Raw genomic sequence first — 20,126 nt, forward strand, 5'->3', positions numbered from 1 at the left:
GTAATCCTTGTGATCATTGTTGCTGCGATCGCCACTTCTGTGCCCGTAAACGTACGCGGCAAGTGACGACCGAGATGAATAAACCGCGCAATTCTACCATGTTGGGGACGGTAGGGGTACTCCGAGCAGTATCCCCCTTTTTCCACAGCCCTGTGGCTGTCGCGGGGATACCGCCGTGGTGCGCGGAGATTAACGTTGTGCGCCGTCGCGTCGCCAGGCATCGGCGCTGAGCGCTTCGCCGAAGTGGCTGGCAATCAAACGTTTCGTCAGGTCATGTAGCGGGGCGGACAACACATCGGCGGTACTGCCGCGTTCGACCACTTCGCCTGCTTGCATCACCAGAATCTGGTCGCTGATGTGCTTCATCATGCCCAGATGCTGCGTCACGTAAATATAAGAGATACCGTGCTTTTCCTGTAACTCCAGCATCAGATTGATAATCTGTGACCGCATAGACATATCCAGTGACGCCAGCGCCTCATCGGCGACAATCACTTTCGGTTGCAGGATCAGCGCACGCGCCAGACCGACACGCTGTTTTTGCCCCGGCGCGAGCGCATGCGGGTAGTAATAGGCGTGATCGGGACGTAGCCCGACCTGATGCAGCGCCTGATTAATCGCTCTTTCACGCGCTTCGGCGCTGAGATCGGTATTCAGTCGCAGTGGGACATCCAGCAGTTGCCCGATGCGCTGGCGCGGATTGAGCGCATTGCTCGCATCCTGAAAGATCATGCGGATGCGCTGGCTGCGGTAGCGGTAATCGCCGTAGTGCAGCGGGTGATCGTCAATAACCAGCTCGCCGGACGTCGGGGCAATCATGCCTGACAGCATTTTAGCCAGCGTTGATTTCCCTGATCCATTCTCGCCGATGATGGCGAGCGTTTGCCGCTCACGTAGCGTAAAGCTGACGGATTTTACCGCCTCAACATGCTGACGACGAAACAGCCCGGTCCGGTAGCGGAACGTCTTGGTCAGGTTGCGGGCTTCAAGCAGCATCTCAACCATTACGGTTCCTCCATGTTGAGCGGAAAGTGGCAGGCATATAAGTGGTTCTTAATGGAGAGCAGCGGCGGCGTTTGCATACACTGCTTTTGTGAATAAGGGCAGCGCGGGCCAAGTCGGCAACCAATGGGCAAGTGTTCCAGCGAAGGAATCGCGCCGTTCAGGGTGTTCAGCCGGCTTTTGTGCGGCAGTGAGCGACCGAAATCGGGCATTGCGCGAATCAGCGCCTGCGTATAAGGATGATGCGGCGCGGTGATCAAATCTTCACTGGTGGCGCTTTCCACCGTTTGACCGCAATAGAGCACGTTAATCCGATCAGCCCATTTGCTCATGGTTTGCAGGTCATGGCTGATCAGCAGAATCGTGGTGTTATTGTTCTGGTTCAGGCGCGACAGCAGGCGGAAAATCTGTGCCTGCGTGGTCGATTCCATGGCGTTGGTTGGTTCATCGGCAATCAGCAGACGCGGCTGATTTGCCAGCGCGATAGCTATCATCACTTTCTGGCACTCGCCGTCGCTCAGCTCATAGGGATAGCTGCCCATAATGTCTTTGTGATCTTTAATCCCGACGCGGTGCAGCAGTTCGATCGCGCGGCGCTTGCGCCAGTTAAATCGCTGCCACCAGCGACCTTTATACGTCCAGTTGGGAATCGCCTGTACCAACTGCCGACCTACACTTTCGGACGGATCGAGACAGGATTGCGGCTCCTGGAAAATCATGGAGACGTTATGGCCGACCAGCTTACGTCGCTCGCGCGACGACAGTTGCAGCAGGTCGATGTCATCGAAGCGGAAGCGATCGGCGGTTACGCGCCAGTTCTCTTTGGTGATCCCGCAGATGGCTTTAGCAATCAGGCTTTTACCGGATCCGGATTCGCCCACCAGCCCGCGAATTTCGCCTTCGCTCAGCGTCATACTGACGCGGTCAACGGCTTTTACCGCGCCGTCGGGAGTCAGAAATTCAATCGTCAGGTTACGGATATCAAGTAATGGCATAGGGAGTCGTTGCCTCTTATTCCGTTTCCGCGACGAGCGCGCGGCGGATGCCGTCGCCCAGCAGGTTGACGATTAACACGCTCAGCGCGATAGCCGCGCCGGGCAGCATCACGGTCCACGGTGCGGCATAAACCAGCTCCAGCGAGTTGCCAAGCAGGGCACCCCATTCGGTGGTCGGCAACTGCGCGCCCAAATCGAGAAAGCCCAGCGCCGCGATATCCAGAATGGCGATCGACAACGCGCGGGTAAATTCGGAAACCAGCAGCGCGGCGATGTTGGGCAGCACGACGTACCAGACCAAATAAAACGTGGAAGCGCCGTCGAGGCGAGCCGCGATCACATACTCTTTATCCATTTCATCGTGTACGGCGTTGTAGATGGTGCGCACCATACGGGGCAACAGCGCCAGCCAGACGGCGAGCATGGCATGTTCGAGCTTAGGGCCGATAAAAGCGATGACCACAATCGCCAGCAGCAGCGACGGAATGGACAGCAGCGTATCCAGAATATGGTTGAGCATCGCAGAGCGAAGCCCACGCGTGACGCCTGCAAAAACGCCCAGCACGATGCCGCACAGTGCTGCTGCGTAGGTGACGATGAGCGACGCGCCGACGGTTGGTGCTGCTCCGCTTAGCAGGCGGCTTAGCTGGTCGCGACCTAAATCGTCGGTGCCAAGAAAGAACGAGACTTCACCGTAGTGTGACCAAGAGGGGGGCAGCAATTGATAGCCCAAAAATTGCTGGTCAACTTCATAAGGCGCGAGAAATTTTCCGAACAGGCACAGGCCGATCAGGATCAGAAAGCCATATAGCCCGATCATCGCCAGCATATCCTGATGGAAGGCCCGCCAGGTATCGCCTAGTCGGCTAGGCAGCCGCTTTTCGCTATAAACGTTATCGAAGGGCATACCATTCCTTGTGTTTTAACGGATTTGCCATGGCACCCCAAATATCGGACAGGATGTTGACCGTGATGACCATCGCGCCAACCACCATCACGCCCGCAGAAATGGCCGCGTAATCCTGTTGGCGAATGGCGTTCACCAGCCAGCGACCCACGCCCGGCCAGTTAAAGACCACTTCGGTAATCATCGTCAGCGTCAGCATGGTGGAAAATTGTAATCCCAGTTTGGGAATAATCGGCGGTAGCGCGTTATGAATCAGGTGGCGGCGAATGATCGTAAAGCGTGATAGCCCACGCGTTGCCGCTGCCTTAATGTAATTTTTGCTGATGATTTCTGTGGTACTGACGCGCATCAGGCGAATCACTTCGGTGGTCGGCCCGACGGCCAGCACGGTAATCGGCAGAATCAGGTGGCGGATGGCACTGGCGATCATTTCGCCGCGATGTGGCGAATCTGACAGCCAGGCGTCAATTAGCGCAAACCCAGTGACGGTTTTCACCTGATAGAGCAGGTCGAAACGGCCTGAAACCGGCAGCCAGCCGAGGTGCAGCGAGAAGAAGAGCGTCAGCAGCAGTGCCAGCCAGAACACCGGCAGGGAAAAACCGATGAGCGCCAGTGTGCTAATCACAATGTCCGCGCCGCGATTCTGCATTACGCCGGCGGTAATCCCCAGTGGAATGCCGACCAGCAGCGAGAGCGCAAACGCCAGCAGACAAAGTTCGATCGTGGCCGGGAACACTTCTTTCAGCAATTCGCTGATGGCCTGTCCGTTAATACTAGAGCGACCGAAATCTCCCTGAAGCAGGCTGGTGAGATAAAAGTGATAGGCATCAAACAGTGCCGCGCCGTTGAGCGGGGCGTTGGGCGTGTAGTAACTGAGGCTAAAGCCAACCAGCGTCAGCAGTGACAAGGTCACTATCAGTAACACCAGACGTCGCAAGGTAAAGATAATCACGGCTGTGCTTCCTCCACGGTTTCCGGTGCAGAAGGCTTCTGCTGCGCCTGTTGCTCCTCGCGGAAGACGCCCGCGAACGAGGCATTGCCGAACGGACTCAATACCAGCCCTTTCATGTCATAGCGGTAGGCCAGCAGCCGTAATGACGACGCCAGCGGCAGAACGGGTAACTGTTCTGCCAGAATACGCTGTGCCTGCTGATAATAGTCAATCCGCTTAGAAAGCTGCTGTGACGAGAGCGCGTTTTGCAGTACTTCATCAAAAGTAGGATCGCACCAGTGCGCGTAGTTGCTCTGGGAGCGAATCGCCGCGCAGCTTAACAGTGGTCGGAAAAAACTGTCCGGGTCGTTACTGTCCGTTGCCCATCCCGCCAGCGTTAAATCGTGGCTAAGTTCCATCAGCCGCGCTTCCTGAAAACGGCCTTCCACCGGAATGATGGTCACGGTGACGCCAATTTGCGCCAGATCGGCCTGTATCAGCTCTGCCGTTTTCAGCGGACTGGGATTGTAGGACTGTGACGCGCTGGGTACCCACAGGCGCAGGTTTAGGTTAGTCAGTCCCAGTTCCTGCAAAATTTGCCGCGCTTTCTGCGGGTTATATTCCGTAATCTGCGATTCATTGTCGTACGCCCACGACGCGCGGGGCAAAATAGACGCCGCCGTTTCCGCCGTGCCGTAATAGATCGACTGCATCAGCCTGTCGTTATTGATCGCCAGTGCGATGGCTTCCCGCACGCGGCGGTCGTCCAACGGCGGTTTACGCACGTTGAAGGCCAGATAGGCGACGTTCATGCCGGGGCGTAGCGAAAGACGCAGACGCGGGTCGTTACGCAGGATCGTTAACTGGCTCGCCGCTGGGTAGGCGAGGACATCACATTCGCCCGTCAACAGCTTGGATAAGCGACCCGTACCGCCGGAGCCGAGATCGACAACCACTTGCCGCATGCGTGGCAGGCCGCGCCAATAATCACTGTTGCGCGTCAGCCGGATATATTGCCCGTTGCGGTATTCATTGAGCAGATAAGGGCCGGTGCCAACTGGTTCGCGATCCAGCAGCTCTTTCTTATCTTCTTTTGCCAGACGTTGTGCGTATTCAGCGGACAGAATCGGCGCGTAGTGCGTGGCCAGATGCCAGAGGAAAGAGGCATCTGGGCTGTTGAGGCGGATCTCAATGCTGTATTCGCCCAGCTTGCGGATGCTTTGCACCGAATCGGCGAATTGCAGGCTGTCGAAGTAGGGATATTCACCGCCGTTGACATCATGATACGGGTGCTTTTCGTCCAGCATGCGCTGGAAGCTGAATATCACGTCGTCAGCGTTCATATTGCGGGTTGGGCTGAACCAAGCGGTGTGCTGAAACGGCACATCGCGGCGCAGGTAGAAACGGTATGTCGAACCGTTGTCCAAGACTTCCCAACGCTGAGCCAGTTCTGGCATCAGACGATAGGTATAAGGATCGACGTCCAACAGGCGATCGTAAAGCTGGGCTGCCAGCGTATCAATCGTGACGCCACTGCGCGACATCTGCGGGTTAAACGTGTTCAGGACATCATTGACACAATAGACAAAACCGCTCTGGCGAATATTTTCCAGCGGAGCAGGCGGCGTTGGCACGGACGGTGGTGCGGCCAGTGCAGGCAAAGCCAGCCAGGTGAATGCCAATGCGAAACAGGTTTTTCCGAACATACGGGATTTTTCAGTCAATACGGTTATACACAGAGTGTATCGTACTCTTGGCATCCTCCCCACTCTTGTTGCGAGTGTCTGGCGACTTTCCAACCGCTTAAGGCATCAGATGTGTCAGTGGAGAGGTTATTGGCAGAAATAATCGTATTCTGAACGGCATTTTTTCTGTGGATTGCGATTACAGGAACCCTATAGTCAGTATGGTAATGAGAAAAATTCTCAACAAAGTACTTTACAGATGATACTGATAACTATTATCATCACTTCGCACTTCGGAAGTGGCTTCTCGCAGGCACTGAAGGAGAGCACGACATTGCTCACATTGCTTCCAGTATTATTTTAGCCAGCCGACGTGCTGGCTTTTTTTTGTCTGAACAATAATGACCTTGCCATATACTTACCTTGCTTTTTATTTACATATGAATAATTAATAAAATCAATATGGTTGGGATATGTCCTAAATTGTTTGCGGGAACATAAATCTCCCTTATCATGCCTATACCCAAGATCATGGGTTCACAATGGAGATAAGGAATATGTGGATGAGAAGGAATCAAATCGTCAGGAAATTGACGTTAGGTGTGGTAACAACGGTGCTGGGAATGTCACTCAGTTTTTCAGCATTATCCGCCACGCCAGTAGAAACGCATGGTCAGCTGTCCATCGAAAACGGGCGGCTGGTGGATGAACAGGGGAAAAGGGTGCAACTGAGAGGGGTCAGTTCGCACGGGTTGCAGTGGTTTGGTGACTATGTCAATAAAGATTCCATGAAGTGGCTGCGTGATGACTGGGGGATTAACGTATTCCGCGTCGCCATGTACACGGCGGCGGATGGCTATATTTCCAATCCCTCCCTCGCCAATAAGGTAAAAGAGGCCGTTGCGGCGGCGCAAAGCCTCGGTGTTTACATCATCATCGACTGGCATATCTTGTCGGATAACGATCCCAATATTTATAAAGCACAGGCAAAAACCTTCTTTGCCGAAATGGCTGGGCTGTATGGCAGCTCGCCGAACGTGATTTATGAAATCGCCAATGAGCCAAACGGTGGCGTGACATGGAACGGGCAGATTCGGCCTTATGCGCTGGAAGTGACTGACACCATCCGTAGCAAAGATCCCGATAACCTCATCATCGTCGGTACGGGCACCTGGAGTCAGGATATCCACGATGCAGCGGATAATCAGCTGCCCGATCCGAATACGATGTACGCGCTGCATTTCTATGCGGGTACGCACGGGCAGTTCCTGCGCGACCGCATTGATTATGCACAAAGTCGCGGCGCGGCGATTTTCGTCAGCGAGTGGGGCACCAGCGATGCGTCCGGCAACGGCGGGCCGTTCCTGCCAGAATCGCAGACCTGGATCGATTTCCTGAATAACCGTGGCGTAAGCTGGGTGAACTGGTCGCTTACCGATAAGTCAGAGGCGTCCGCCGCGCTGGCACCGGGGGCGAGCAAATCAGGCGGCTGGACGGAGCAGAATCTGTCGACGTCAGGGAAATTTGTCAGAGAGCAGATTCGTGCAGGTGCGGATCTGAGTAATGGCGATACGCCGACTACCCCGACTACCCCGACCACACCAACGGAACCGACCAACCCGGGTAACGGAACAACGGGTGACGTCGTGCTGCAATATCGCAATGTGGATAACAACCCGTCCGATGATGCGATTCGTATGGCCGTCAACATCAAAAATACCGGAAGTACGCCGATCAAACTGAGCGATCTGCAAGTGCGTTACTACTTCCATGATGATGGCAAACCCGGCGCGAACCTCTTTGTTGACTGGGCAAACGTCGGCCCTAATAACATCGTGACCAGCACGGGGACGCCAGCCGCCAGCACTGATAAGGCTAATCGCTATGTTCTGGTGACCTTCAGCAGCGGAGCCGGTTCCCTTCAGCCGGGCGCTGAAACCGGTGAAGTGCAGGTGCGTATCCACGCGGGTGACTGGAGCAACGTGAATGAAACGAATGACTATTCATACGGCGCTAACGTCACGAGCTACGCTAACTGGGATAAGATCACCGTGCACGATAAAGGCACGTTGGTATGGGGTGTGGAGCCGTAATCGCGAGCTGTTAACCTATTAATCCATTTACTCTGCGGGCGTTAATTCGCCCGCATTTTCTTTCCCGCTTCTTACTCATTCACCACAATATCGTGTTTCTTCAGCAACCCACGCAGTTGGTGATAGGTTAATCCCAGCAGCTCAGCGGCTTTACGCTGGTTAAATTTTGCCTGACTCAGCGCTCGCTCGATTAAACCTTTCTCTTGCTCCAGCAGCCACGGTTTCATCTCCAGCGGTAAATCCGGCTGACCTGATGCGGTATGTGATTTTTCCTGCACGGCGGTCGTCCGACGGAAGGGGTTCAGAATGATATTATCAAGAGGCTGTTCACTGTCGCCGTGACGATAGACTGAGCGTTCAACTACGTTTTTCAGCTCGCGAATATTGCCCGGCCAGCCATAATTCAGCAGCGTCTCGCGTGCGGCTGGCGTAAAACCGGGAAAGAGCGGCAGATGCAATTCGCGACACATCTGAATCGCAAAGTGATCCGCCAGCAGCATGATGTCCTGCTGGCGTTCCCGCAGCGGCGGGAGCTGGACAACGTCAAAGGCCAAACGATCGAGCAGGTCCGCACGGAATTTACCGCTGGCGGCAAGCGCAGGCAGATCGTCATTGGTCGCACACACCAGACGTACATCAACCTGTAGCTGATCTCTGCCGCCGACGCGCTCCAGCATGCCGTATTCGATCACTCGCAGTAATTTTTCCTGCACCAGCATCGGCGCGGTAGCCAATTCATCCAAAAACAACGTTCCACCGTCGGCGCGTTCGAAACGTCCGAGGTGACGCTTCTGTGCGCCGGTAAAGGCACCGGCTTCATGACCAAACAGCTCGGAATCAAGCAAATTTTCGTTGAGTGCCGCGCAATTCAGCGAAATGAACGGCCCTTGCCAACGCGGGGAAAGGTAATGCAGACGGCTGGCGATCAGCTCCTTACCGGTACCGCGTTCGCCAATCACCAGCACGGGCTTATTCAACTGTGCCAACTGCGACACCTGTTCCAGTACCTCCAGAAAGCTGTTGGCTTCGCCGAGCAGGTTCTCTTTTTCCTGAAGCATGATGTTCCACCGTGTTATTTTTACTAACTGTTAGCGTATTTGACTAATCTAACGGAAAGGGAAAAATAGTCAAAATTATCTATTCTTTTATTTTCAGTAATTTAAGTGAAATTAAAAGTTGGCATGCTTATTGATATACCTATAGGGAGATCGCGACTGGCTCGGCTGGTCCCGGTGATAAATCAGGCGTAATCAGACGCTGGAAATCATGAAGAGGATGTAATTATGGGTATTTTTTCTCGTTTTGCCGACATCGTGAACGCCAACATCAATTCATTGCTGGATAAAGCTGAAGATCCGCAGAAATTGGTGCGGCTGATGATTCAGGAAATGGAAGATACGCTGGTTGAAGTACGTTCAACCTCGGCGCGGGCGCTGGCAGAAAAGAAACAGATTGCCCGCCGTATTGAACAAGCGCACGGTCAGCAAGATCAGTGGCAGGAAAAAGCCGAGCTGGCGCTACGCAAAGATAAAGACGATCTGGCTCGCGCGGCGCTGATTGAAAAGCAGAAGCTGACTGACCTGATCGCGGTATTGCAGCATGAAGCCGAAAGCGTGGATGAAACGCTGGAGCGCATGAAGCGTGAAATCGGTGAGCTGGAAAACAAATTAAGCGAAACGCGCGCTCGCCAGCAGGCGCTGACGCTGCGCCACCAGGCTGCGGCATCATCGCGTGATGTGCGTCGCCAGTTGGATAGCGGTAAACTGGACGAAGCGATGGCGCGTTTCGATCAGTTCGAACGTCGTATCGACACGATGGAAGCGGAAGCGGAAAGCCACGGGCTGGGGAAACAAAAATCGCTGGATCAGCAGTTTGCCGAGCTGAAGGCGGACGATGAAATCAGCGCGCAGCTGGCGGCACTTAAAGCTAAAGTTAAGCCAGCAGAGTAATAAAGCGTAAACGCCATCGGATGGCTGTCGTGAGAAAACGGCAGCCGCCATAGGGCGTGTAAATAATAACTAAGGAGACACAATGAGTGCGTTGTTTCTTGCCATTCCGCTGACCATTTTCATGTTGTTTGTGGCACCGATATGGCTTTGGCTACATTACAGTCAGCGTAAAAACAGTGCTCAACTGGGACAAAACGATATACAACGTCTGACGCGTTTAACGGAAGAGTCTACTCGTATGCGCGAGCGTATCAGAGCGCTGGAAGACATTCTGGATGCAGAACACCCGGACTGGAGAAAATCGTAATGAAAAATACGTGGTCAGGTAAAAAATTATACCGTTTGCCGGAAGAAGGTATGCTGAAGGGGGTTTGCGCTGGTTTAGCACGTTATTTTGACGTGCCAGTGAAGCTCGTACGGCTGATTACGGTGCTGTCGATATTTTTCGGCCTGTTCTTTTTCACCGTGGTGGCTTACATCATCCTGACTTTTATGCTCGATCCGGCTCCAGCGGGAATGGAATTTGAGGATGAAAAGACGGCTCGTACCCCTAGCCAATTGCTAAATGAGGCGGACGCGACGTTGCAGGCCAGCGAACAGCGCCTGCGCAACATTGAACGCTATGTCACCTCGGATACGTTTGGCGTCCAGAACCGCTTTCGTCACCTGTAATTGGTCATCGGTCATACGCTTTCGCAGACATTATCCACCGTACGACTGGGGTCGAAGGTGGATAATGTCGCGCTGTTTTTTCGCTGCAATCTCTATGATCCGATCCCACTGTGCATCGGATGCCAGCCATTTCCTTCTTTCGTGCTGTAGCGAACATTCTGTAGAGGGACAAGTTTCCACTGATCATGGCTGTCCTTCACCATCTCGCTGGCCTGTACGCGGCACTGGTAGTGCAAGGTATCGGTCTCCAACTGGAATTCATATTTTTTGCCTTTTTCCGGAATAAAGCGGGTGGTAATAAGGCAGGTGTATTTGCTTTCAACATAAACGTTGATAATCGCTGTTTCAACACCAGGCACTAATGGTGTTTCGTAGTAGTCAATATCGTATTTCTCTCCAGATACTTTCGGCATTCCGCGATCCTGGGTATTCTGTAAAACCCATTCACTGGAACGAATAAGACCGCCAGTGCGTTTGCCGTTTAACGTCTGGTAAATACTCGTCTGTTCTGTGTTATCTACGATACGTACCCACGGGGAGTTATTGGTTTCATGGGGGGGGAATGAAAAAAGAGTTGTTTGGCATAATAGAACAGCCTGAAGAGAGCAGTGCTATCATTGCCAGATTATTTCGCAGTAACTTTTTCACTTGTTTCATTCCTAATCGGTTTGAAAAGTAATGGGTATTTTACAGTAACGCTGCGCTCAGATTTTAGTCTTAAAATCTCCCCACCAGAGATGGGGAGTGCAATATAATAAAGGTGCCATTATTTTAATTAGCGTATTTCGTTATCATTTAATTGGTTGTAAAGAAATCGCTATTTCCAGCACGATATCAGAATAGCATTTATCGCCATTGGCTGATGTCCTCTTAAGTTCATCAAGTGCATAAACGATATCCACCCTGGCTCCCGGGCGGAATAGCTTTTTATCTTCATCATCGATATGGCTATAAATGCTTTCTTCAATGACAGAGCCATCATCCAGCCGCAAACTGAAACAGTTATCTACCGGAGAGGGATCTTGTCCTGCCACATAGGTTCTTGTGATCGTGCCAGATCGGTGCAGTAAACGCATTTTTCCCTGTTCAATGCTACTCCACCACTCTTTGGAACCAAAAAGACCATGTGTCCCTTTGAGTCCCATAAACGGTTTCGATTGATCCAGCGTTAATCGTTGCACCTGCATGACATATTCAGGGTTAGATTTAAGCTCGGTTGAAAGAAGATAAACAAACTTCATCAGAACAGGGCTGTCACGCAGTTGTAATATCATGATGAAACCTTTTTATGATTTTATGCGCAATGGGAAGTGAACTGTAATCTATGGCTTTTCGCGATGCATTCTGGGAAATAGATCGTTGATTTTGTGATTATCAATCCACTGTTCAACCTGTTGTCTGTTCTGAATATGGCTGAATTTTGATGCAGGATAGAGATAAGAAGTTGTATTTCTTCCCTTATTTCTCGAGTAAAAACTAAACATCTGTGATTCTTCCCATAAGTAATCATTTAGTTGATCGAGTAATGATTCAGCATCAGCGATTGCAAGAAGGGCATCAGGTAAATTGCCAAAGCAGTTATTTACCATAACGGCGATTCTGCCGTGTTTGTCCATCGCAAACCAAGTGAAAACGGTGCCAAATTCAGGCACCTAGTTTTTATCCAGTACAACTATGCTTTGATATTTAAAAATTAAATGCCACTGTGCATCGGATGCCAGCCACTGTCTGCCTTAGCTGTGTAACGTACCGTATTTAATGGCTTCAACTGCCACATACCATTACTGTCTTTCACGATTTCACTGGCATGAACGCGACAGCGGAACCGCAATGTATCGGTTTCCAGTTGGAACTGATAAAGCTTCCCTTCTTCCGGCGTGAAATAAGTATCCACAAGGCAGGTATGCTTACCTTCAACGTAAACATTGACGACTTCGGTTTCTGCACCTGCAATGAGTTGCGTTTCGTAGTAGTCAATATTGTATTTCTCTCCGGCAACTTTTGGCATCCCCCGATCCACTGTATTCTGTAATACCCACTCACTGGAGCGTATTAGTCCACCTTTGCTTTCACCATTGAGCATTTGATAAAGGCTGGTTTGCTCAGTGTTATCGACAATCCTCAGCCATGGGGCATGAGCACTTTGAGGTGGGGGGACGAAAAAAGTATGGTCTGGAATAAAGGCACAGCCTGCAGCGGTCAGAATGACCGCTGCGTTCGCAGAACGCAGCAACCGTTTCACCGTTTATCTCCTTTACTGTATTCCATGCGCATATGTATCCAGACACCCAGGCCAATGACTGGCCCTGAAGCGATGCCAATTCGCAGAGCCTTAGTCAGTAACGGTTGCCATTGCATACCTGATGGCATTTGCAGGATAAACTGGTAGTAGAGCCATACCCCAAAATAGACAAGTGCCACCGTGCAGGAGAGCGCCAGGAAGCAGCCTCCCATCAGAAAGAAAAGTGTACTAAAGCGAGGTTTTTTTGTACTCACGGCTTATTTTCCTTGTTGATCCTGTGGTTTCTTATCAATTGCTTTCTGGATTACTGTCCCGGTCCCCTCAGAAACAGCGGATCCAAAAGTACTTCCCAGCATATCCGCTGCAGGTTTCGGCAATTTCGTACCCGCTGCGCCACTGATAATGGTCGACGTAGTGGCACCGGCAACGTTACCGACACCAGCGCCAGTAACAGCCCCAGTAGAATCTTGATCACCCTTAATTTTACTGCCAACATAGGCTCCGCTCATCCCCCAAACCTGGGTTGCCAGAAAGCTCTTCCCAGTGGTGACGGCGCTGACGCCTGTAGCAATTAAAGCATCGGTGTAACTTATTTTTTCACCCGGTTTCATCGTTATTACCTGGTTATTAATATTGGCTGCACCACCGATGAGTCCATTGACTGTGATTGCTCCACCTGTCACTGTACTACCTCCACCGAGTGTCAGGGCATTAACCATAAAGAAGCCCCAGGCTTGCAATAATCCTCTTACCGGATCCTGATTCTCGGAAAGGGTGCCTCTGTTGTAGATGCGTAGTGATTCACTGACCTGCTCAGGTGTTTTACCCTGCTCAATCTCATATTTGGCGAGTGACACCGCACCAGAACCCCAGGACATCATACCAGGGCTTAACAAATCATTGTTGTCCACTGCATTTTTACTGGAATCATGTGCAGTGATAACACCAGAAGAAGTATCCGTGCTGAGCCCGCCAGCAAGGGCTCCTGCCAGTGATGCCAGATTGCTAATCTTAGTGCGCTCTTCTGGTTTGAGATCTTCCGTTTTAATACCAGGGTATAAATATTCACGAATAGCACGTGCAGCGAGTTCTCCACTCGTCGCGCCTATGGCGCCTGCAGCAGCATTTGTTCCTGACAATTCCGCAACCACACCGCCTAATACAGCATGTCCAATGGCATTTGCCGCAATTTGACCGGCAGTAGGGTCTTCATCAAAACCTACTGTCATGCCTTTTACTACTCCAGCCATATAAGGCGCAGCTCCTGCGGCCAGCGCTTTCGCAGGGTCTCCACCAGCCAGAGCAGTAATTGCAGCCGCAGCAGCTCGAACTCCACGGTCAAGATCACCCCCTGCCTTATACTGGTCACTCACGCTTTTATAAGCTTCTGTGTTTTTGACTCGATTCCAGTAAACATCACGCTTTTCTTTACCATCCCACTCCCCAGCTTCTTTAATTCCCGCATTGTTCGCCTGAATCTGGCCTTGAGTCAGGGTAATATCGACAGCCTGATTCGCGATATCACCAATCAATCGCAATCGGCTTAGGCGCTGCTGTTCCTTCGCTTTATCGAAGATTGGGCTGATACTTTGGTTCGCGTGCTCGACATCGCGGCTCAGCTCGCTGACATCCTGCTGCTGGTTCGCCTGATCACGGATAATCAGCGATCCTGGAGAAACGGCAGCATAAGTCGTACCGGAAGCATTCCCATCGCTCCCACCCGCTCCCAGGCCATTGGCCGCCAGATTCTGCACGGCGTTTTTCAGCAGATCCTGCGCGCCCAGCCCGCCAGTGCTGATACCGACGCTGCTGTGCGATACTTCAAACTCTGCACTGTTGTCGATATTGCTGAAGCCCAGCGTGCCAGTACTGAGACGGTTTTTATCTTCGCTGGCGGTGCTGCCAATCACGGCGCCGTCCAACTGCGTGTGGTTACCGACGTTGATATCGAAGCCGCCGTCACCCGCGAAGATGCCGGTTTGTTCCTGCACACTGTTATAGGTGCTGTGGATTTTGTCCTTCGCCACGTTGGCGCTGACGCTGCCTGTCATGCTGCCAAAGGTAAAGCTGGCGCCTGCTGAGCTGTTCTTCTGCTTCGAGTCGTAGTTGTTAACGTCCTGCTCACTCTGCAACGTCAGATTACGGCCGACATTGGCGACTACCTGATCGGCACTCAGCTGTGCGCCGCGCAGGGTGGTGTCACGCCCGCTGTTGACCGTCAGCTTATTACCGGCGTCGACGGTGGTTTCAGTATGTGTCAGGCCATCGCCATTCTCGTTACCGGAACCTTTACTGGCGTTGGCAAACACGCTGATTCCTGCACCGCCCTGGCCCGCACCGATGCTGATGCCCACGCCGCCACCGCTGCTGCTGTTCTTGCCGGTCTGCAACTGGGTATTCTGCGCTGACAGCAGGTTGATATCGCGGTTTGCCGACAGCAGCACATCGTTGCCCGCTTTCAGCTGACTGCCGCCGATGGTCAGATCGCCATCGGCGCCATTCTCTGAACCGGTCGCCACCAGGTTGATATTGTTGCCCGCCTGTACGGTGCTGCCGGAGGCGTTGACCGCTTCGCTGTGGCTCTCGCTCTTCGACTTCGAGGTACTCAGCGACAGGCTGACACCAATGGCGTTCTGGTCGGTGGCGTTCTGCGATGCCAGTACCGCCGCCTGAGCAGCCTGTACGCCTGCCAGACCGGATTTCAGCTTCTGCAGCGATGCCATACGGCCATCCTGCTGCTCATCGGCGGCTTTCGCGCTGGTGTAAGCGGTATTGATCGCGCTGCCAATCGCGCCGGACAGCGCCAACGTCAGACCCGTCTGTTTGCGCTCGTAAGTGGTGTCGGTGGTGCTCTGGTTATTCGCGGCATCAAGGGTGATATTGTTCGCCACCATATTGATGTCGTTACCGGCGATCACGTCAGAACCCTGCACGGCAATATTATTGCCCGCCACCAGGCTGGTATCGCCATCGACGCTGCCCAGCGTGCTGTTGTTGTGGGTCAGCGCCGCGGTATCGGAGGTCGAACTCTCTTTGATCGAGCCGACAAAGAAGCCAATGCCGCCGCTGCTCATTAGGCCTGACTTGGTGGTTTTCTTCATTGACCAACTGTCGCGGCTCTCTTCAGCCGCCGTGACGTTAAGGTCGTTACCGGCACGCAACGCCAGATCCCGATCCGCCGCCACATCGCTGCCGGTGATATTCAAATTGTTACCCGCTGTGACGGAGATATTTTCCCCGCCGAGGCTGCTGCCGTTCGCCAGCGTGGCATCGTAACCGGCGCGGGTGGTGGTGGTGCGTTTCGACAGGAAGCCGGAACCTTTCACCTTGGAGTTCATATCGAGATATTCCTGACTGCTGGCGCTGCCGAGGTTGATATCATTGGTGGCCGTCAGCGCAAGCTGCCGATCGGCATTCAGTTTTGCCGCCTGAGCGTTAATATTATTGCCGGCATTCAGCGTGATATTGCCGTCGCTGGTGACGTCACTGCCCTGAACCTGAGTCAGCCTCTGCGTGACATGGTTATCTTTATCCCATACCACCTTGTCGCTGCTGCCAGTGGTGACGGTGGTCATATTGATATCGCGGTTAGCAGCGATCTGCGTCTGACTGTTTTCACCGGAGCTAACCACCTGCGCGGCCTGTAGATTGACATCACGGCCTGCCTGCAGCAGCAGTTTGCCGTCGTCACCCTGCACATACATGCCTGCCACGCGGTCGATATTGTCACGGCTGAAGCGGTTGCTGCCGTTCTGGCTCTCGGCGTGATTGGTCTCGCTGGCGACGGTGATATCACGTCCGGCCTGCGCCAGCAGGGTATCGGCCGCACGTACCGTGCCACCGGTATTGGTGATGTCGTTGGTCGCCTGCAGCGACACGGATTTACCGGCGATGACGCCGCCCACATTCACGATATCGTCGCCGGAAATGCTGACCAGTTGGGTGGCACTGATGCGACCGCTGTTCAGCATGCCGCCGCTAACGCCAATGCTGATATTTTTACCCGCCAGCAGCGCACCGCTGCCGTCCATATCGCCTTGCTGCACCTGCGCATACACCTGCGGTACCAGCACATTCTGGGTGGTGCCATCCGGCATCTTCACATCCTGCGCCACCAGCCACACCATATCCTGAGTGATCTGTTTCATCTGCTCGGCGGTGAGCGCCACGCCCGGCACCAGGTTGAATTTTTTCGCGAAGCTGACGCCCGCTTCCATCAGGCCTTTGTATTGATCTTCATCGCTGGTGTAATCGGCCAGATAACGCTGACCGACCAACTCAACAATCTGCTCACGCACCAGACGCTGCTCGTAGAAGCCATCGCCGAGGCGTTTTTGCGTGATCGACGGATCGGCTTGCAACTGTCTCAGCATATAGTCGGAACTCAGCCAGGTTCTCTGATTGGTGAAACGTGGATCGGTTTCGATCAGATAGCTGCTGGTGGCGTCCGGCAGGGGAGTGAACAGGCTGCTGGTTGGCAGGGAAGCATCCGGCGTCATGGAACGAATCACATCGGTGTTCTGTCCGGCCACGTCCACGCGCTGTGCGGCATAATCCGCCAGCGATGGCGCGTTGCTGGTTGCCTGGGTATTCTCCTTCATCACGCTCGGGCTGAGGCTGATGGACTGAATTTCTGTTGGCGGGGTATAGGCGGACGCTCTGGCTTTCTGGCTGTCGGTGCCTTTCTTATGAATACGATCCCACTCAATCACCTGTCCGACTTTTTCCGTCAGTTTCTGACCGGTGACTTCGGTGTTCACCAGTTCTTTAACGGCAGTCAGCAGGCTGCCGCCAGCAATAATCTGACTCTTGTCGTTCAGCAGCTTATCGCCGGAGAGTGAGATCTGGCCGCCCGCGATAATTTTTGCCGGATCGCTCTGTGCGATCTGTTCTTCGCGCACCGTTTCGGTGTAGGTGTACTGATAATAGTGGTCACGACCACACACCACACCTTCAATACAGATATGACGCACTTCATTTTTGTAGAAACTGATGTTGTAGTCGTCAGGGCTATAGTGAACGCCATTATTCAGGTCGACCACCATATACTCATTTTTCTGCTTCTGTGACAGCTGTACGAAGCGGGTGACAAAATTGTCGTTGATATTGTTCAGTGCGGTGAAGCTGAGCGCCATATTGCCGACAGACTCTATTGTGGCACTGTGGTTGTTAAGGTTGCCCGCTTTCCCGCTGGCCACACCGTTTTCATCGAGGTTGCCACCGATGGCTAGATCGCCATCGCTGTAGATCAGTGAGTGGTCGCGGTTATTCAGCGTGCCGACGCCCAGATCGAAACGCTGACGTGCCGCAATGGTGGCGCTGCTATTATTTTCCGCCAGGTTATTCAGTGCCGCTGCGCCGATCGCCAGGCCGTCACCATAAATACGACCGGTACCGATATTATTGACGGTGCTGGCATTGATGCGGGTCAGCACGCCGTCGATCAGGCCACGGTTGCTCAGCGTATCGCTGGCGTTCAGCGTGGTCTGCTGCGCGCTCAGTTCGCCTGTGACTTGGTTGTCGATGTTGCTGGCCTGCACATTCAGCTTACCGCCTGCGCCAAGCAGCGCTGTATTGATCAGACTATTGTTTACATTCAGCGTCAGATCGCCGTTCGCCAGTGTTTTTCCGGTGTTGCTGAAGCCATCCGCGAAGCTGAGATCCATATCACCAAGCGACAGAATTTCACCGCTGCCATTAATCTCGCGACCGCGGAAGATCAACTGCTGACCCGCCACCAGACGACCCCCTTCATTGCTGATACGCAGATCGCTGCTGGTGGCTGCGGCGCGGGAGAGGGCGCTGGTGCTTTGCTGATCGAGCGTCAGCTGTTTATTGGCGGAGATCTGCCCCAGATTGTTGTTCAGCACCGGCGTGGCGATGGCCAGATCGCTGGCGGCGGCAAGCGTACCGTTCTGGTTATTCAGTTCACTGCTGGCCGCAACATCCAGCGAGCCGGAACCGGCCGCCATGATGGTGCCGCCCTGGTTATTCAGGCTGGCGCTCTGCACGCTGAATTTTTTGGCATTGGCCGCGATGCGGCCATTCTGGTTATCAATGCTGTCGCTGCTGAGTTGCAGATCGCGGTCGCCGCTTTGCAGTAACTGGCCGCCACGGTTGCTGATAACTGGCGTACTGACCTGAAGCGCATTGGCGTTAATCACGCCGCGATCGTTGCTGAGTTTACCGGCAGCGGAGAGTTTCAAATCGCCACTTGCCAGCAGCTGCGCGTCGTCGGTGATGATATCGCTGCTGCTGGTCAGCGTGGCGTGATGCGCGGCGGTATCGCTGCCGCTGAGATCAATCTGGCTGGCGCTGGCGTTCAGATCGCCACCGGCCAGCGCCTGACCCTGGCTGGTCAGTTTACCGTCGCTGGCGAGTGTCAGATTGCCGCTGTCGGCCAGCGTGCCATCGGTTTTCATCCCGGCGGCAATGGCCGCGCCTTTGCTGTTGCGGATGGTGGCACCGCGCACGCTGGTGTTGCCTTTGGCGGCGATCAGGCCGCTGTTGGTCACCTCATCGCTGGCGGTGGTGCTGTGGTCGCGCTGGGCAAACAGCGTGCCGCTGTTATCGACTTTTTTACCGCCCAGCAGCAGATCCTGTCCGGCATTGACTGTGCCGCTGTTAACGATATCGCCATTAGCGTTAATGGTGATATCACCCGCCTGCGTACCGAGTGTGCCTTTGTTGCTGACGCCGACCCCTTGCTCGGTCGCCACCAGACGGATTTTACCGGCATACATGCCGCCCAGTTGGGCGACGTCGATCGCCAGTGTCGGCTTGACGTCACTGCTGTCGCTCTCCGCTGTAGTGCTGGCGGTGGCGCTGTTGTTATCAACCCTATTGTTATCGGCGGCCACTTCGTTTTTACCGGTGGTGACGGTCACATCTTTCGCCCAGATACCGGCATTCACTTTCACGGTGCGGGCAATCAGATCGGTGTAGTCTTGCCGGCTGCTGTCCAGGCCAGCGCCTTCCACCACGATCTCACCATTGCCCACGCGGTAACCGCGCAGTTCGCCGTTGGTCATCTGCGGCGTGCCGGTGGTCAGGGTGGCGCGGTTGGCGTTAATGAAGCCACAACCATCGCAACTGATGCCCGCCGAGTTGGCAATGACCACCTGCGCCTTACGGCCTGCGACTTCGACATAGCCATTCAGCTTACTTGGGTCGCGCGAGTTGACCTCGTTAAGAATGATTTTGGCTTCGCCTTTCGCCAGCCATGGGTTACCCGCCACCCAGCCACCCATCTGGGTCTGTACTTGCTTATGCGAGTTATTGAGGATGGCACCTTTGTTATCGACGTCAAACTGGGTGTATTTGTTGTGCGAAACACCACCCGCGCTCGGCGTCTGGATATTGACCTGCGGCGTGCCGTTGGCGCTCTGCATGACATTCGGCTGCTGGCCGCCCGGGGCGCTCTTGTCGGCAACAATCCCTGCCGCCAGCGCCTGTGGCGCGAGTGTGACCAGACCGAGTGCGGTCATGGTCAGGAAGACGGTGGGCTTCATCCGGCCAATCAGCTGGCTCAGCGTATGGCCGACGCCGTTTGCGCCGCTTTTACCCTGGCCGCGGTTGATTTCGGAAACCACCATTAACAGGCCGCGAGCCTTGTTGAAAATGATGCGATAGAGGTTCTTATTCACGGAA

16 protein-coding genes are annotated in these 20,126 nt (G+C 53.8%); 4 read left to right on the forward strand and 12 right to left on the reverse strand.

The window, feature by feature from the left end:
* Positions 1 to 189: 189 nt before the first annotated feature.
* The 5 genes from sapF to sapA are packed head-to-tail and all read right to left on the reverse strand — an operon-like array spanning position 190 to position 5,541.
* Positions 190 to 1,005 (reverse strand): putrescine export ABC transporter ATP-binding protein SapF, encoded by an 816-nt coding sequence (gene sapF, locus EO763_RS09795; protein WP_010276730.1) that lies wholly within the window; start codon positions 1,003 to 1,005, stop codon positions 190 to 192.
* Positions 1,005 to 1,997, reverse strand: a complete 993-nt coding sequence (sapD, locus tag EO763_RS09800; protein ID WP_161528823.1) for a putrescine export ABC transporter ATP-binding protein SapD — start codon at positions 1,995 to 1,997, stop codon at positions 1,005 to 1,007. The genes sapF and sapD overlap by 1 nt, the downstream gene beginning before the upstream one ends.
* Before the next feature lie 16 nt (positions 1,998 to 2,013).
* Positions 2,014 to 2,904, reverse strand: coding sequence for a putrescine export ABC transporter permease SapC (gene sapC, locus EO763_RS09805; RefSeq protein ID WP_010295823.1), 891 nt, complete (start codon positions 2,902 to 2,904; stop codon positions 2,014 to 2,016).
* A complete protein-coding gene (gene sapB / locus EO763_RS09810; protein ID WP_010295825.1) occupies positions 2,891 to 3,856 on the reverse strand; it encodes a putrescine export ABC transporter permease SapB in 966 nt (321 codons plus the stop codon). The genes sapC and sapB overlap by 14 nt, the downstream gene beginning before the upstream one ends.
* Positions 3,853 to 5,541 carry an ABC transporter substrate-binding protein SapA gene (gene sapA, locus EO763_RS09815; RefSeq protein WP_161528824.1) on the reverse strand — a complete coding sequence of 563 codons (1,689 nt, stop codon included), beginning with the start codon at positions 5,539 to 5,541 and terminating at the stop codon, positions 3,853 to 3,855. Before sapA ends, sapB begins: the two co-directional genes overlap by 4 nt.
* Before the next feature lie 536 nt (positions 5,542 to 6,077).
* Between sapA and EO763_RS09820 the strand changes: the two genes are divergently transcribed.
* Complete coding sequence (locus tag EO763_RS09820) at positions 6,078 to 7,613, forward strand: cellulase family glycosylhydrolase (RefSeq protein ID WP_161528825.1); 1,536 nt, start codon at positions 6,078 to 6,080, stop codon at positions 7,611 to 7,613.
* A 71-nt stretch (positions 7,614 to 7,684) separates the two neighbouring features.
* Here the strand turns inward: EO763_RS09820 and pspF are convergent, their stop codons facing one another.
* Complete coding sequence (gene pspF / locus EO763_RS09825; protein WP_161528826.1) at positions 7,685 to 8,671, reverse strand: phage shock protein operon transcriptional activator; 987 nt, start codon at positions 8,669 to 8,671, stop codon at positions 7,685 to 7,687.
* 225 nt (positions 8,672 to 8,896) lie between these two features.
* Here pspF and pspA point away from each other — a divergent pair, with 225 nt between their 5' ends.
* The 3 genes from pspA to pspC all read left to right on the forward strand — a co-directional run bounded on the left by pspA (position 8,897) and on the right by pspC (position 10,234).
* Complete coding sequence (gene pspA / locus EO763_RS09830) at positions 8,897 to 9,562, forward strand: phage shock protein PspA (protein ID WP_010276756.1); 666 nt, start codon at positions 8,897 to 8,899, stop codon at positions 9,560 to 9,562.
* An 82-nt stretch (positions 9,563 to 9,644) separates the two neighbouring features.
* The gene (gene pspB / locus EO763_RS09835) at positions 9,645 to 9,869 is read left to right on the forward strand and encodes an envelope stress response membrane protein PspB (protein WP_039471726.1); all 225 of its coding nucleotides are present in this window, start codon (positions 9,645 to 9,647) and stop codon (positions 9,867 to 9,869) included.
* On the forward strand, positions 9,869 to 10,234 hold the full coding sequence (gene pspC, locus EO763_RS09840) for an envelope stress response membrane protein PspC (RefSeq protein ID WP_010295842.1): 366 nt from the start codon (positions 9,869 to 9,871) through the stop codon (positions 10,232 to 10,234). The genes pspB and pspC overlap by 1 nt, the downstream gene beginning before the upstream one ends.
* Before the next feature lie 92 nt (positions 10,235 to 10,326).
* Here the strand turns inward: pspC and EO763_RS09845 are convergent, their stop codons facing one another.
* The 6 genes from EO763_RS09845 to EO763_RS09865 all read right to left on the reverse strand — a co-directional run bounded on the left by EO763_RS09845 (position 10,327) and on the right by EO763_RS09865 (position 20,122).
* Positions 10,327 to 10,647, reverse strand: a complete 321-nt coding sequence (locus tag EO763_RS09845; protein ID WP_244322071.1) for a hypothetical protein — start codon at positions 10,645 to 10,647, stop codon at positions 10,327 to 10,329.
* Positions 10,648 to 11,025: 378 nt separating this feature from the next.
* Entirely contained in the window at positions 11,026 to 11,508 is a 483-nt protein-coding gene (locus tag EO763_RS09850) for a hypothetical protein (protein WP_161528827.1), read from the reverse strand.
* A gap of 48 nt (positions 11,509 to 11,556) precedes the next feature.
* Positions 11,557 to 11,886: a hypothetical protein gene (locus tag EO763_RS23280; RefSeq protein WP_052038079.1), complete on the reverse strand. Its 330-nt coding sequence runs from the start codon at positions 11,884 to 11,886 to the stop codon at positions 11,557 to 11,559.
* Positions 11,887 to 11,927: 41 nt separating this feature from the next.
* Complete coding sequence (locus tag EO763_RS09855; RefSeq protein WP_244322072.1) at positions 11,928 to 12,476, reverse strand: hypothetical protein; 549 nt, start codon at positions 12,474 to 12,476, stop codon at positions 11,928 to 11,930.
* Positions 12,473 to 12,730, reverse strand: a complete 258-nt coding sequence (locus tag EO763_RS09860) for a hypothetical protein (RefSeq protein WP_039480929.1) — start codon at positions 12,728 to 12,730, stop codon at positions 12,473 to 12,475. Before EO763_RS09860 ends, EO763_RS09855 begins: the two co-directional genes overlap by 4 nt.
* 3 nt (positions 12,731 to 12,733) lie before the next feature.
* Positions 12,734 to 20,122: a hemagglutinin repeat-containing protein gene (locus EO763_RS09865; protein WP_244322073.1), complete on the reverse strand. Its 7,389-nt coding sequence runs from the start codon at positions 20,120 to 20,122 to the stop codon at positions 12,734 to 12,736.
* Between the last annotated feature and the right edge of the window lie 4 nt (positions 20,123 to 20,126).

The organism is Pectobacterium odoriferum (assembly GCF_009931295.1).
In the GTDB taxonomy this organism is placed as follows: domain Bacteria; phylum Pseudomonadota; class Gammaproteobacteria; order Enterobacterales; family Enterobacteriaceae; genus Pectobacterium; species Pectobacterium odoriferum.

What these genes read in the sequence shown, in the direction of transcription:
- sapF (WP_010276730.1), bottom strand. Translation starts at nt 1,005, where the DNA reads ATGGTTGAGATGCTGCTTGAAGCCCGCAACCTGACCAAGACGTTCCGC.
- sapD (WP_161528823.1), bottom strand. Translation starts at nt 1,997, where the DNA reads ATGCCATTACTTGATATCCGTAACCTGACGATTGAATTTCTGACTCCC.
- sapC (WP_010295823.1), bottom strand. Translation starts at nt 2,904, where the DNA reads ATGCCCTTCGATAACGTTTATAGCGAAAAGCGGCTGCCTAGCCGACTA.
- sapA (WP_161528824.1), bottom strand. Translation starts at nt 5,541, where the DNA reads ATGTTCGGAAAAACCTGTTTCGCATTGGCATTCACCTGGCTGGCTTTG.
- EO763_RS09820 (WP_161528825.1), top strand. Translation starts at nt 6,078, where the DNA reads ATGTGGATGAGAAGGAATCAAATCGTCAGGAAATTGACGTTAGGTGTG.
- pspF (WP_161528826.1), bottom strand. Translation starts at nt 8,671, where the DNA reads ATGCTTCAGGAAAAAGAGAACCTGCTCGGCGAAGCCAACAGCTTTCTG.
- pspA (WP_010276756.1), top strand. Translation starts at nt 8,897, where the DNA reads ATGGGTATTTTTTCTCGTTTTGCCGACATCGTGAACGCCAACATCAAT.
- pspB (WP_039471726.1), top strand. Translation starts at nt 9,645, where the DNA reads ATGAGTGCGTTGTTTCTTGCCATTCCGCTGACCATTTTCATGTTGTTT.
- pspC (WP_010295842.1), top strand. Translation starts at nt 9,869, where the DNA reads ATGAAAAATACGTGGTCAGGTAAAAAATTATACCGTTTGCCGGAAGAA.
- EO763_RS09845 (WP_244322071.1), bottom strand. Translation starts at nt 10,647, where the DNA reads ATGCCGAAAGTATCTGGAGAGAAATACGATATTGACTACTACGAAACA.
- EO763_RS09850 (WP_161528827.1), bottom strand. Translation starts at nt 11,508, where the DNA reads ATGATATTACAACTGCGTGACAGCCCTGTTCTGATGAAGTTTGTTTAT.